This window comes from Methylosinus sp. RM1 (assembly GCF_011378635.1).
Lineage (GTDB): Bacteria > Pseudomonadota > Alphaproteobacteria > Rhizobiales > Beijerinckiaceae > Methylosinus > Methylosinus sporium.
This window is the reverse complement of record NZ_WOVC01000035.1, coordinates 1-12,030: the sequence shown is the minus strand read 5'-3', so window position 1 is coordinate 12,030 and position 12,030 is coordinate 1. Positions and strand designations below refer to the sequence as shown.

The following is a 12,030-nucleotide window of genomic DNA, read 5'->3' as shown; positions in this document are numbered from 1 at the left end:
AAGCCTCGGCTCGTAGGGGCGCCGGCGAAGCTCTCACGGTGAATCAAAATTAGCCATTGAGACCCGAGCAGGACTGGATTTCCGCGCGGGCGGTCCGCGAGGCCGGACTGCGGGCGGCGGCGCCTGCGCGAAGGGCGGAACGCGTGACGGCGGAACAAATGGAGGTCGATCTTGACGGCGACCGGCTCGACCCCGGCCAAAGCGAGCGGCCTCAGCCGTTCGGCCAGAGAAATTTCGAGAAGCCCGGAATCGTATCGGTGATCGTCTGCAGCTCGGCGCGGCCGACTGCCTGCTCGGCGAGCACGAAGACCGCTTTGGCGAGCTTTTGCAGCTGCGCGGCGGAAAGCCCCATGCTGGTCAGCCGCGAGGTCAGCTCGATCACGTCTTTTTGATTTTTCCCGACCAGAGTCCCAAGGCCGCCGAGCGCCAATCCGAGCAGGCCGCGACGCGGGGCGGCGAGCGCCTCCACCACGGCCTCGCGGCCGCCGGACACGCGCGCGATCAGCTCGCCGCCGATGGCGGCGTCACGCTTCTCCAGAAACGCGAAAATATGGCCGATCGCCAGACGGGCGGTCGGCGCGGATATCCCGACGTGATTGCCGATCGATGCGGCGATCTCCTCCATATGCCCCCCGTCGGTCGATCGCGCCGAGAGCGGCGCGTCCCTGCTTTTAGCGCGGACGCGCCTTTGCGCCATCCCATGCGACGAACGCGGGAGCCCGGCCCCAGGTTCGGGGCCAGCGCGTCAGGGCTCGTGCTCGAGGAGGTCGGGAATGCGCTTGGCGAGGCTGCGCATCACGCTGTCCGCGCCTTTGAGCATGATGTCATAGAGCGCGTCGGAGGTCGGATCGGTAGAGATCCCCTCCTGGACGAAGTGGAAATGCGTGCCGCCATTCGGCAGGGCGGAGATCGTCCAGGTGACGGTCACATCCATATAGTGACCGAAGCCCTTGAGCTCCTCATGGCCGCCCTTCCAGCGGAAGCTGAGCTTCTCGCCGGGGACGACCTCGAGCACCTTGCATTGGAACTCTCCGTCCCAACGCTCGATCGGGCGGCTCCAAATGGTGAAGGAATGTCCGACCTCGGGCCGGATGTCATTGGGGAAAAACCAGACGGCGAGCCATTCCGAATCCGTCATGGCGCGCCAGACTGCGTCGACCGGATGCTCGAAATCTTTCTCGGTCGTGATGCTTCGCGTCTCGGGCACGGCTGTCGCTCCTGTTTCAGAATTAGAAGCAACAACCCTGCCAAAGCGCCCGGCGACAGCTCACGCCGGAGCGCGCGCCGCCTTCGCCTGGCCGAGATCGACCTGAATCTCGTCGCCCTCGATCTTCAGCTCGTAAGGATGCAGGGCGTTGCGCACGAGATGCGTCACGCATTTGCCATTGACGCCGTCGAAGCCCCAATTGTGATAATTGCAGAGCACGGTCTTGCCGTCGAAACTGGCTTCATTGAGCGGCATGTCGGCATGTGGACAGCGGCCGCGAAAGGCTTTCAGCTCGCCGCCGGCCGGCCAGACCAGCAGGACGCTCTTGCGGCCGGCCTGAAACAGGCCCATGGCCCCTTCGCTCACGGCGCTGGTGTTGCAGATAAAGGTGAACGCCATCGGGATCGCCCTCGTTTCAAGAAGCTTCCCGCCACGACACGCAAGTTGCGGACCAGAGCCGATCCGGCCGGCGCCGCCCGCTCTCGCGAGCGCGCGCCTTCCAGCCCCGGAGCTTATCGGTCACAGTCGATGCGCCGCCTCGGCGTGCGCGATCAGCGCCAAGAGGTTTTCGAGAATGAGGACGGAGGTCAGCGGGCCGACGCCGCCGGGAACCGCCGTGAGGCGAATGTCGAAACCCTCGAGCGCAGCACCGTCCACATCGCCGGCGAGCTTGCCGTCGATGAAGCCGACGCCGGCGTCGACGACGAGCTGGCCTTCGGAGAAATAGTCGCGCCCGAAGAAATGCGGACGGCCGGTCGCGACGAAGACGATGTCCGCCGCGCGCGAGAATTTCGGAATGTCCTGCGTCGCCGAATGGCAGACCGTGACGGTGGCGCCGGCGTTGACCAGCATATTGGCGAGCGGCTTGCCGACCGTGCGGCCGCGGCCGATGACGACGACAGTTTTGCCCGCAAGCGGCTCCTGCGTCTCCGCCAGCGCGATGCAGGCGCGCGGCGTCGCCGGCGCGATGAAGCGCTGATGCGGTCCGTTCTGCAGCAGCGCGCCGAGATTGCCGACCGAGAGGCCGTCGACGTCCTTATGCGCCGGGACGAGATTGGTCACGTCGATCTCGTCGACCTCGGGCTTGGACGACATGACGACAATGACGCCGTGAATATCGGGCCGCGCGCAGAGCGCGCGCATATGCGTCGCGATTTCTCCGTAAGAGCCGGCATGGGAGAGATCGACGCCCTCGAAATCGGCGCCGACTTCCTCGGCGTGCTTGCGCTTGACGGCGACATAGCTCAGAGCCGCCGGATCGGCCGAGCAGACGACGGCCGCGAGCTTGGGGACGACGCCGCGCGCCCTCAGCGCGCCGATCGCTTCGACGAGCGCCGCCTTGCGCGCGGCGACGATTTCTCTGCTGTAGATCTTCTGCATCGGTGAACGCCTTTCGTCGCGCCCTCGGCTCCCGTCGGACAAATCCCGACAAGCGCAGTCTAGCGGCCGCCTCTCGCGCCGTCGTCGCCATCGCGCGGCGAGCGCCGCATCATAATGCCGCAAGCGCCCGAACGCGCCGAATGCGACGCGCCCGATGCGATCGTTTCCCCGATCTCCTCCGATCGAAGGATTTGGAGGCACGGCGCTTGCGATACCGTACGAACGATCGTCGACGCGTCCCATTTTGGAAGCGGCGGGATCACGCGTTCTTGTAAAAAAAATGCGTAATTCCAATGCATTGAGAGTCTCGTGTTGTGGAGCTCTCGACCGCGCCAAAACGATACAGATGACATCGACGATGACCAAAAAAAACGAGCCCTCGATCAATTTCGGGCGAGATCCGACGCGCGCGCGCCGGCGTCAACTCCCTCCCCTTTCCGACGAGCAAGCGCAAAAGTCGTCGCTCGGCGAGCCGCTCGCGGACAAGCTGCGGCACGTTCGCGCGATCCTTCGCGCTGTCGAAGAATCGCGGGAGCACACTCTCTCGACGAAGCGTCTCTTCGAACCCACGGCAATCGATTGTCTCAAGCAGCTGGTCGAAGCGCTCGACAAAAACGAAGGCGTCGAAGCCGCCCTCGTCGATGCGCGCACGATTTTGAAGACGGCGGGAATGGGCTGAGGGGGCTCTGCGCCGAGCAGGCGCGACCGCCCGGCGAAGGCCGCGCTGCGGCCGCGCCTTCCAGAGAATGCCTGTGATGGACGACGAGTCGGCGGCGTGAGAGGCGCGGCCGAAATCGTCTTCTTGCGCCTCATCGCGCGATGAGATGCGAGTTGAACAGCGTATAGGCTGCGACGGCGAAGACGACGATCGAGAAGGCGACGGTGAGCTGCCCCGTCTTCTTCGAGAGGCGCCGCGCCATAGCCGCGCCCATCAACGTTCCCATCGCGCCGCTGGCGATGATGACGATCGCGAGCAGCCAGTCGATGAGGCCGGAAACCGCGTAAGTCGCCGCCGTCGTCAGGCCGAAGACGGTGACGGCGACGAGCGACGTGCCGACGGCGTTGATCATCGGCATTCCCGTCGAGCCGACAAGGCCGGGCACGACGAGAACGCCGCCGCCTATGCCGAAAAAGCCCGAGAACAATCCCGTGACGAGTCCGAACGAGGCGACGCGCGGCGCGCGCTCCACCGTGCATTCGACAGCGGCGTCGCCCGCGGCGCCGCGGCCGCGCAGCATCATCACGCCGGTCAGGATCATCGCCAGCGCGAAGAGAAACAGCAGCCGCTGTCCGTCGAAGCTCTTGCCGATCGTCGAGCCGACGACGGCCCCCAGCATTCCGGCCGCGGCGTATATGCCGCCGCAGCGCCATTTCACCGAGCCCGAGCGCGCATGGTTCCATAGGCTGAAGGCCGCATTGACGGCGACGGCGAATGCGCTGGTGCCGATGGCGACATGCGGGTCCTTCACCCCGACCACATAAACCAGCAGCGGCACGGCGAGCACCGAGCCGCCGCCGCCGATGAGGCCGAGCGTGAAGCCGATGGCGGCGCCGCAGCCGGCGCCGATCACATATTGAATGAGCTCTAGCTGCACATCGGCCTCGTCATTCTGCAGGCTGCTCGCCCTTTTCGATCATATGCGGCGCGCAGAGCCATTCCTGGCCCTTGAGCATCGCGCGCCAATAGATCGGCGGCAGCAGCCGCTCCTTCAGGAACCACGCCGCGCGCGACGGACGCGTGCCGTCGATGAGCCATTTTGGGAAACTCGGCAGCAGCTTGCCGCCATAGCCGAACTCGGCGAGCACGATCTTGCCGCGCTCCACGGTGAGCGGGCAGGAGCCATAGCCGTCATAGCCGACATGCGGCGCCTTGCCGTCGAGAACCGAGAGCACATTGATGGCGACGACCGGCGCCTGCTTGCGCGCGGCGGCCGCCGTCTTGGCGTTGGTCGTCGCTATGGCGTCGCCGAGCGCGAAGACGTTTCCAAAGCGCGTATGACGCAGCGACTCTGGATCGACGGCGATGAAGCCGCTCTCTGCGGCCAGCGGACTTTTGGCGACGAAATCAGGCGCACGCTGCGGCGGCACGGCGTGCATCATGGCGAATTCGCGCTCGACGCGAATGATCGCGCCATCGGCGTCCTTCTCCTCGAATGTCGCGATCTTGGCGGGGCCGTCGACGGCGACGAGCTTGGATTCGAGGCGCAGATCGATGCCGTAGCGCTTCACATATTCCATCAGCGCCGGCACATAGGCCGGCACGCCGAACAGCACGGCGCCGGCATTGTGGAACTCGACCTCTATGTTGGAGAGCGCGCCGGCGCGCCGCCAGGCGTCGCAGGAGAGATACATGGCCTTTTGCGGCGCGCCCGCGCATTTGATCGGAATCGGCGGCTGCGTGAACAGCGCGCGTCCGCCGCGCAGAGTCTGCGCGAGGTAATGCGTGTAGGGCGCGAGATCGGCGCGATAATTGGAAGTGACGCCATTCTTGCCGAGCGTTTCGACGAGGCCGGGAATAGCCTCCCAATCGAGCTTTATGCCGGGCGAGGCGATGAGCGCGCGGTAGCGCAGGCGCGAGCCGTCGTCGAGAACGACCTCATCGGAATCGGGCGCGAATTCGGCGACCGCTTTCCTGATCCAGACGGCCTTGTCCGGGATGATCGAGGCCATCGGACGCTTCGTCACTTCCGGCTCGAACACGCCGGCGCCGACGAGGGTGAAGCCGGGCTGATAATAGTGGAACTCGGCCGGCTCGACGATGGCGATGGAGAGCGAGGGCCGACGCTTCAAAAGGCTCGCCGCCGCGGCGACGCCGCCGCTGCCGCCGCCGACGATCACCACATCATAGGAGCCAGGACCACGATCGTTGGCCGGCGCGCCGCCACGCGCGATAATGCGCGCCTTCCACGGCTCGAGATCGACGCCGGCCTCTTTCGCCGCGACGAGAACAGCTTCGGCGCCGAGCGGCATGGCCTGAGACAGCGCCCATAATGCGCTCGCGCGCCTGCCGCTCTTGCAATAGCCGAGCGCGGGACCGCCCGCAGTCGCCAGCGCGCCGGCGAAATCGGCGACGGACGCATCGTCTATATTCGAGGGCGTCACTGGAACATGCTTCGCCGAAAGACCATGCTTTGCCGCCCATTCGGCGACGTCGCGGAAATTGGGCTGGCCCTGCTCCTCATCATCGGGACGACAATCGACGACGAGACGAAACCCGTCGCGCGCGGCGCGCTCGACATCGGCTTCGGAGATCTGCGGCAAGACGGAGAAAGCGGACGACAGTTTCGTAAAGCTCATGACGGTGCGTTCCTCTTTTTTTTGTTCGCTTTTTTAGGTGTGTGTCGGGGAGAAGCCGCGACCGGCGGAACGCGTCGGTTCAGACGCGCTCGCAGGTCGAGATTCCAAAGAGACGATAGGCGGGGCAGAAGGAGACGAGGCTGGTCGCCAAGGCGATGATCGCGACGACGCCGAGCGCGATGGCGAGGCCGCCAGAGAGCGCGCCGAGCCAATAGGCCAATGCAATGGCGGCGACGATGGCGAGACGGAAAATGCGGTCTAATGTTCCGACATTCCTGGTCATGACTCGGGCCTTTCGTTCGAGTGCTCGGGCTTTCACATTTTTTGCGCGGTGACGCGCTGCAGAACCATTCCGAGCGCCATAGCCGCGACGAAGGGCACGGCCTCGAGAGGCGCGAGGGCGAGATCGGCGAGCGCCGGCCCGGGGCAAAGTCCGGCGACCCCCCAACCGAGACCGAAGATCGCCGCGCCCGTAACGAGGCGCGCGTCGATCGGCGAGGTCGGCGGCAGATCGAAGCTCTCGGCGGCGAGCGGGCGCTCCAGCCGGCGCATGACGCGCCAAGCGATCGCCATTGGTACGAGCGCGCCGATCATCACGAAGGCGAGCGTCGGATCGAAGTCGCCGAAGACATCGAGAAAGCCGCGCACGCGCGCCGGATTCGCCATGCCGGAGACGGCGAGGCCGAGGCCGAAAATCACGCCGCTGAACACGCCGAGAAGAGTGGAGCTTTTCACCATGCGAGCCCCGCCGCATTCATCGCCGCCACCGTCGCCGCCGCGACGCTCATGAACACTCCCGTCGCGACCAGCGAGCGTTTCGAGAGGCGCGACAGGCCGCAGACGCCATGGCCGCTGGTGCAGCCGGAGCCGAGCCGCGCCCCATAGCCGACGAGCAGCCCGCCGATCAGCAGCATCGCCAGCGGAGGAAAGCGCATCTCGATCGGCCCTGTGAGAAGAACGAGCGCCCCCGCGCCGAGCGGCAGGCCGACAACGAAGCCCGCCGCCAGACCATCCGGCCCGCAGGCCTTGGTGAGGCCCAGCGTGCGGGCGAAGAGGCCGCTGACGCCGGCGATGCGCCCGGCGGCGAGCAGCATGATCGACGCGCTCGCGCCGATCATCAGCCCGCCGGCGAGACCCTGCGTCATCGAGGAGAAAAGCGTCATCAGAACACGTCCAAGGGAAGCTTCAGATAGCGCGCGCCATTGTCCTCCGGCGGCGGCAGGCGACCGCCGCGCACATTCACCTGCACGGAGGGCAGGATCAGATGCGGCAGGTCCAAGGTCGCGTCGCGATGCGTGCGCATCTCGACGAACGCGTCCTCGCCGACTCCGTCATGCACATGCACATTGCCCTTGCGCTCGGCGCCGACGGTCGTCTCCCAGGCGTAGGCATCGCGGTTCGGCGCTTTGTAGTCGTGGCAGAGGAACAGCCGCGTCTCGTCCGGCAGCGCCATCAGCCGGCGGATGGAGCGATAGAGCGCGCGGGCGTCGCCGCCGGGGAAGTCGGCGCGCGCCGTGCCATAGTCGGGCATGAACAGCGTATCGCCCACGAAGGCCGCGTCGCCGATCACATAGGCGACATCGGCGGGCGTATGGCCGGGCACATGCAGCGTGATCGCCGGAATCTCGCCGATCGCGAAAGTCTCGCCATCGTCGAACAGATGATCGAACTGCGAGCCGTCACGGGCGAACTCCGTCCCGAAGTTGAAGACCTTGCCGAAGACGGTTTGAACCGTGGTGATCTCACGGCCTATCGCAAGCTTGCCGCCGAGCTCGGTCTGCAAATAGGGCGCGGCCGAGAGATGGTCGGCATGGGCGTGGGTTTCCAGCAGCCAGTCGATCGTCAGACTTTCACGATTCACGTAAGCGACGATCTCGTCAGCGCCTTTGGTCGAGGTGCGGCCGGACGCCGCATCGAAATTCAGCACGCTGTCGACGATCGCGGCATGGCGCGTCGTCGGATCGTAGACGATGTGAGACGCTGTAAAAGTCGGCTCGTCGAAGAAGGTCTCGACCTGAATCGACGGCCGTTTCGCGGCGGCGAGGATCTGTTCCCTAGCCCGCTCTAGCGCTGCATCCGTCATGGCAACCTCCCGTTTAATTTCATTGTTACATGATTTATGTAATCGTATAGTCTGCTTGTGTCAAGCTCGGAATGGGGGCATTTGAAAGCCATGGAAAAAGAACCGACTTCGGCTCCTACGACGGCCGTGCGCGCGCTGCGCGTCGGCGATCTCGCGCCGGTTTTTCAGGCGCGCTCCACCGGCGGCGACATTCGTCTCGATCAGTTCCGCGGCCGCTGGCTGATCTTCTTCTCGCATCCGGCGGATTTCACGCCGGTCTGCACCAGCGAATTCGTGGCGCTGGCGCGCGCCGCGCCGCGCTTCGAGGCCGTCGGCTGCGCGCTGCTGGGGCTCTCTGTCGACAGCCTCTATTCGCATCTCGCCTGGGTGCGGGCGATTCGCGACCTTTTCGGCGTCACCGTCCCCTTCCCCATCGTCGAGGATCCGACCATGACCATTGGTCGCGCCTATGGAATGTTGGACGAGACCGCACGAGATTCCTCGGCGATGCGCGCGACCTATTACATCGACCCGGAGGGAATCGTGCGGGCGCTCACTTGGTATCCGCTGACGGTCGGCCGTTCGGTGGAGGAGATGCTGCGCCTCGTCACGGCGCTGAAAAAGGCCGCCTCCGGCGAAGTGATGACTCCGGAGGGCTGGACGCCCGGCGACGACCTCCTGCTGCCGCCCACCAGCGCCGTGCAGGACGCGCTCGCGCCGGGCGCGACCGACAGCTGGTTCTATCGGACTTGCAAAGATTCAGGCAAATGACCGCACTCTACCAATCCCGCGAGCGCGCCAATGAGGCCGCCGAGAGGCTGAAGATTTTCGCGCAGCCGCAGCGGCTGATGATCCTATCCTATCTCCTCGCCGGCGAGCACACGGTCGGTGAGATCGAGGCCGCGACGGCGATTCAGCAGCCGGCCTTGAGCCAGCAGCTCGCCGAGCTTCGCCGCGCCGAGCTGGTGGAGACGCGCCGCGCCGCCAAGCAGGTCTTCTACCGCCTGACCGACGCCAAGGTGACGCTCTGCGTCAAATGCGTCGAGGCGATCTTCGAAGGCGCCGCCGACCCCCAAGGCGCCCTCGCCGACGCGCTGCGCGCGCCGCAGGCCGAGCGCGAGCCGCCGGGCAAGGCCGGAGCGGCGGCGTTCGCGAAGATCGTGTAACCGATGCCGTGGCCGCCTCCACCTCGACGCGCGGCCGCCGGTAGTGTTAAATCCTATTGAGCATTATCAGGGAAGCCAATGCGGAGCACCCAGCAATTCAGCGTGACGCTGCCGACCGAAATGGCGCAATTGGTCAAGATGAAAGTGTCATCCGGGGAATACGCCAGCGAAAGCGAGGTCATTCGCGATAGCCTCCGCGCCCTGCTGGCGCGCGACCGCGCCGTCGAGAACTGGCTGTCGCAGGAGGTCGCGCCAGCCTATGACAGGATGAAGATCGACCCCTCGCGCGGACGATCTCCCGCCGATGTTCGCGCGGCGCTGGCGGCCGAGCATGAGCAAGCGACGAAGACAACTCCTTGATGGAGTCCCGTCTCGTCATTTTCTCGCCCGAAGCCGAGGCGCAGTTCGTCGCCATCTATCGCTTGCCGAGCGGGCGACGCCGTCGGCGGCCGAGCGTTTCACCGCCGCGATCGTGGATTATTGCGAAAGTCTCCGCAGCTTCCCCGAGCGCGGGACATGTCGCGACGATTTGCGGCCTGGGCTCCGAACGATCGGCTTTCGTCGGCGCGCGACGATCGCATTTGCGGTCGAAGCCGACGTCGTGACGATCGTCGGCGTTTTTTATGGCGGACAGGATTTCGAAGCTTCGCTGTCGATCGACGACGGATGAAAGGCGCAGCGCATCCTCGCATCCGGCCCGCCTTCCATGATATTCACGAGGCCATGACGAAAGCCTCCGAAAATCGAGGCGCGGCCAAGCCGCTGTTCTCCTATCGCAAGCATTGGGCGCATCGCTTCGGCGTCGCGCCTTTTCTGCCCATGTCGCGCGCCGAGATGGAGACGCTCGGCTGGGACAGCTGCGACATCATCCTCGTCACCGGCGACGCCTATATCGACCATCCGAGCTTCGGCATGGCCATCATCGGCCGCCTGCTCGAGGCGCAGGGGTTTCGCGTCGGCATCATCGCGCAGCCGGATTGGCGCGACGCTTCCGCCTTCCGCGGGCTCGGCAAGCCCAATCTCTTCTTCGGCGTCACCAGCGGCAATATGGATTCGATGGTGAACCGCTACACCTCCGACCGGCGCCTGCGGCACAATGATTCCTATACGCCCGGCGGCGAAGGCGGCAAAAGGCCGGACCGTTCCGTCATCGTCTACGCCCAGCGCTGCCGCGAGGCTTTTCCCGATGCGCCCATATTGCTCGGCGGCATAGAGGCGTCGCTGCGGCGCATCGCCCATTACGACTATTGGTCCGACAAGGTCCGCCGCTCCATTCTCTTCGACGCCAAGGCCGATCTGCTGCTCTATGGCAATGCCGAGCGCGCGCTGGTCGAAGTGGCGCATCGCATCGCCAAGCGCGGCATGGCGCAGGATTTCTCCGATGTGCGCGGCGTCGCCTTCACGCGCGACGCGACGCCGGAGGGCTGGCTCGAGGCCTCGGCCGAGGACATCGACGAGCCCGACGAAGGCCGCATGCGCAAGGATGCGCAGAGCGAAAATATCGTCATTCGCCTGCCCGCTTTCGACCAGGTCGCCAATGATCCCGAATCCTACGCCCGCGCCTCGCGCGTGCTGCATCGGGAGAGCAATCCCGGCAATGCGCGGCCGCTGACGCAGCGTCATGGAACGCGCTACATTTGGCTCACCGCGCCCCCCATTCCACTGACCATGGCGGAGATGGACGGCGTCTATGATCTGCCCTTCGCGCGCGCGCCGCATCCGTCCTACACGCTGCCTATCCCTGCATGGGAGATGATCCGTCATTCCGTGACGATCATGCGCGGCTGTTTCGGCGGCTGCTCCTTCTGCTCCATCACAGAGCATGAGGGGCGCATCATCCAATCGCGCTCGGAAGGCTCGATCCTCAAAGAGATCGAGACGATCCGCGACAAGACCGAAGGTTTCACCGGCATCATCTCCGACATTGGCGGGCCGACGGCGAATATGTATCGCCTCGCCTGCAAGGATCGCGAGACCGAGGCGCTGTGCCGGCGGCCCTCCTGCGTCTATCCGGATATTTGCAAGAACCTCGAGACCAGCCACGACGCGCTGATCCAGCTCTATCGCAAGGCGCGTGCAATTCCCGGCGTCAAGAAAGTGATGGTGGCCTCGGGCGTGCGCTATGATCTCGCGGTGAAGAGCCCGGCCTATGTGCGCGAGCTGGTCGAGCATCATGTCGGCGGCTATCTCAAAATCGCGCCCGAACATACGGAGAGCGGCCCGCTCTCCAAGATGATGAAGCCCGGCATTGGCTCATACGACCGTTTCAAGCGTCTGTTCGACGCGGCGGCGCAGGCGGCCAAGAAGCAATATTTCCTCATCCCCTATTTCATCGCCGCACATCCGGGCACGAGCGACGAAGACATGATGAATCTGGCGCTGTGGCTGAAAAAGAACAATTATCGCGCCGATCAGGTGCAGACCTATCTGCCCTCGCCCATGGCGCTGTCGACGGCCATGTATCACTCGGGCTTCAATCCACTGAAGCCGGTGCGCCGCGGCGCGTCGGAGAAGGTCGACGCCGTGAAGGGCCTGCGCCAGCGCCGCCTGCACAAGGCCTTTCTGCGCTATCACGATCCCGAGAATTGGCCGGTGCTGCGCGAGGCGCTGAAAGCGATGGGCCGCGCCGATCTCATCGGCCCCGGCAAGCATCATCTCGTGCCGGGCTGGCAACCGGTTGGAACCGGCAAGGCCGGCGAAGGCCGCCGCATGGGCCAGAAGAGCGCGCGGCCACAGTCGCGGGAGTTCCGGACGAATGGGCTGCGCTCGCGGAGCTCATAGAGATTTCGAGCGCACACTCCCCTGCTTCGCAGGGTTCCGAATTCGGGTTAACGGCGGTTAACGGATCGGCTCAGGCATGATTCCCTATCGGGGGAGTGATTCTGGAGCCGCCGTGATGAGCCTCGCCTTCGCCCTGT

Annotated in this window: 16 protein-coding genes; 6 read left to right on the top strand and 10 right to left on the bottom strand. The window is 65.2% G+C overall.

The genetic code is table 11. The features are described from left to right. Window positions 1-211: 211 nt before the first annotated feature. From FMZ75_RS17650 to FMZ75_RS17635, 4 genes are all read right to left on the bottom strand, one after another. Window positions 212-625, bottom strand: a complete 414-nt coding sequence (locus FMZ75_RS17650; protein WP_142863943.1) for a DUF2267 domain-containing protein — start codon at window positions 623-625, stop codon at window positions 212-214. 120 nt (window positions 626-745) lie between these two features. Then, the gene (locus tag FMZ75_RS17645) at window positions 746-1,207 is read right to left on the bottom strand and encodes an SRPBCC domain-containing protein (RefSeq protein ID WP_142863942.1); all 462 of its coding nucleotides are present in this window, start codon (window positions 1,205-1,207) and stop codon (window positions 746-748) included. A gap of 60 nt (window positions 1,208-1,267) precedes the next feature. Further along, window positions 1,268-1,606: a Rieske 2Fe-2S domain-containing protein gene (locus FMZ75_RS17640; RefSeq protein WP_142863941.1), complete on the bottom strand. Its 339-nt coding sequence runs from the start codon at window positions 1,604-1,606 to the stop codon at window positions 1,268-1,270. Window positions 1,607-1,726: 120 nt separating this feature from the next. Beyond that, complete coding sequence (locus tag FMZ75_RS17635) at window positions 1,727-2,587, bottom strand: bifunctional 5,10-methylenetetrahydrofolate dehydrogenase/5,10-methenyltetrahydrofolate cyclohydrolase (RefSeq protein WP_166144745.1); 861 nt, start codon at window positions 2,585-2,587, stop codon at window positions 1,727-1,729. Window positions 2,588-2,945: 358 nt separating this feature from the next. On the opposite strand from FMZ75_RS17635, the gene FMZ75_RS17630 reads away from it, so the two are divergent. Continuing rightward, window positions 2,946-3,266, top strand: a complete 321-nt coding sequence (locus tag FMZ75_RS17630; RefSeq protein ID WP_159289154.1) for a hypothetical protein — start codon at window positions 2,946-2,948, stop codon at window positions 3,264-3,266. A 130-nt stretch (window positions 3,267-3,396) separates the two neighbouring features. Here the strand turns inward: FMZ75_RS17630 and FMZ75_RS17625 are convergent, their stop codons facing one another. The 6 genes from FMZ75_RS17625 to FMZ75_RS17600 form a co-directional block, all read right to left on the bottom strand. Continuing rightward, window positions 3,397-4,182, bottom strand: a complete 786-nt coding sequence (locus FMZ75_RS17625; RefSeq protein ID WP_166144742.1) for a sulfite exporter TauE/SafE family protein — start codon at window positions 4,180-4,182, stop codon at window positions 3,397-3,399. 10 nt (window positions 4,183-4,192) lie between these two features. Next, a complete protein-coding gene (locus FMZ75_RS17620) occupies window positions 4,193-5,884 on the bottom strand; it encodes a bifunctional protein tyrosine phosphatase family protein/NAD(P)/FAD-dependent oxidoreductase (protein WP_166144739.1) in 1,692 nt (563 codons plus the stop codon). Between the two features lie 79 nt (window positions 5,885-5,963). Continuing rightward, window positions 5,964-6,167: a DUF2892 domain-containing protein gene (locus FMZ75_RS17615; protein ID WP_166144736.1), complete on the bottom strand. Its 204-nt coding sequence runs from the start codon at window positions 6,165-6,167 to the stop codon at window positions 5,964-5,966. Between the two features lie 32 nt (window positions 6,168-6,199). Next, complete coding sequence (locus FMZ75_RS17610; RefSeq protein ID WP_166144733.1) at window positions 6,200-6,622, bottom strand: DUF6691 family protein; 423 nt, start codon at window positions 6,620-6,622, stop codon at window positions 6,200-6,202. Beyond that, window positions 6,616-7,047: a YeeE/YedE family protein gene (locus tag FMZ75_RS17605; RefSeq protein WP_166144730.1), complete on the bottom strand. Its 432-nt coding sequence runs from the start codon at window positions 7,045-7,047 to the stop codon at window positions 6,616-6,618. Before FMZ75_RS17605 ends, FMZ75_RS17610 begins: the two co-directional genes overlap by 7 nt. Next, window positions 7,047-7,967, bottom strand: coding sequence for an MBL fold metallo-hydrolase (locus tag FMZ75_RS17600; RefSeq protein WP_166144727.1), 921 nt, complete (start codon window positions 7,965-7,967; stop codon window positions 7,047-7,049). Before FMZ75_RS17600 ends, FMZ75_RS17605 begins: the two co-directional genes overlap by 1 nt. A gap of 90 nt (window positions 7,968-8,057) precedes the next feature. Here FMZ75_RS17600 and FMZ75_RS17595 point away from each other — a divergent pair, with 90 nt between their 5' ends. From FMZ75_RS17595 to FMZ75_RS17575, 5 genes are all read left to right on the top strand, one after another. Continuing rightward, the gene (locus FMZ75_RS17595; protein ID WP_166144724.1) at window positions 8,058-8,717 is read left to right on the top strand and encodes a peroxiredoxin; all 660 of its coding nucleotides are present in this window, start codon (window positions 8,058-8,060) and stop codon (window positions 8,715-8,717) included. Continuing rightward, the gene (locus tag FMZ75_RS17590) at window positions 8,714-9,112 is read left to right on the top strand and encodes a metalloregulator ArsR/SmtB family transcription factor (RefSeq protein ID WP_166144721.1); all 399 of its coding nucleotides are present in this window, start codon (window positions 8,714-8,716) and stop codon (window positions 9,110-9,112) included. The genes FMZ75_RS17595 and FMZ75_RS17590 overlap by 4 nt, the downstream gene beginning before the upstream one ends. Window positions 9,113-9,190: 78 nt before the next feature. Beyond that, window positions 9,191-9,472 carry a type II toxin-antitoxin system ParD family antitoxin gene (locus tag FMZ75_RS17585; protein ID WP_166144718.1) on the top strand — a complete coding sequence of 94 codons (282 nt, stop codon included), beginning with the start codon at window positions 9,191-9,193 and terminating at the stop codon, window positions 9,470-9,472. Further along, window positions 9,417-9,782 carry a type II toxin-antitoxin system RelE/ParE family toxin gene (locus FMZ75_RS17580; protein ID WP_370464743.1) on the top strand — a complete coding sequence of 122 codons (366 nt, stop codon included), beginning with the start codon at window positions 9,417-9,419 and terminating at the stop codon, window positions 9,780-9,782. The genes FMZ75_RS17585 and FMZ75_RS17580 overlap by 56 nt, the downstream gene beginning before the upstream one ends. A 53-nt stretch (window positions 9,783-9,835) precedes the next feature. After that, window positions 9,836-11,893, top strand: a complete 2,058-nt coding sequence (locus tag FMZ75_RS17575; protein ID WP_166144712.1) for a YgiQ family radical SAM protein — start codon at window positions 9,836-9,838, stop codon at window positions 11,891-11,893. The last annotated feature ends 137 nt before the right edge of the window (window positions 11,894-12,030 follow it).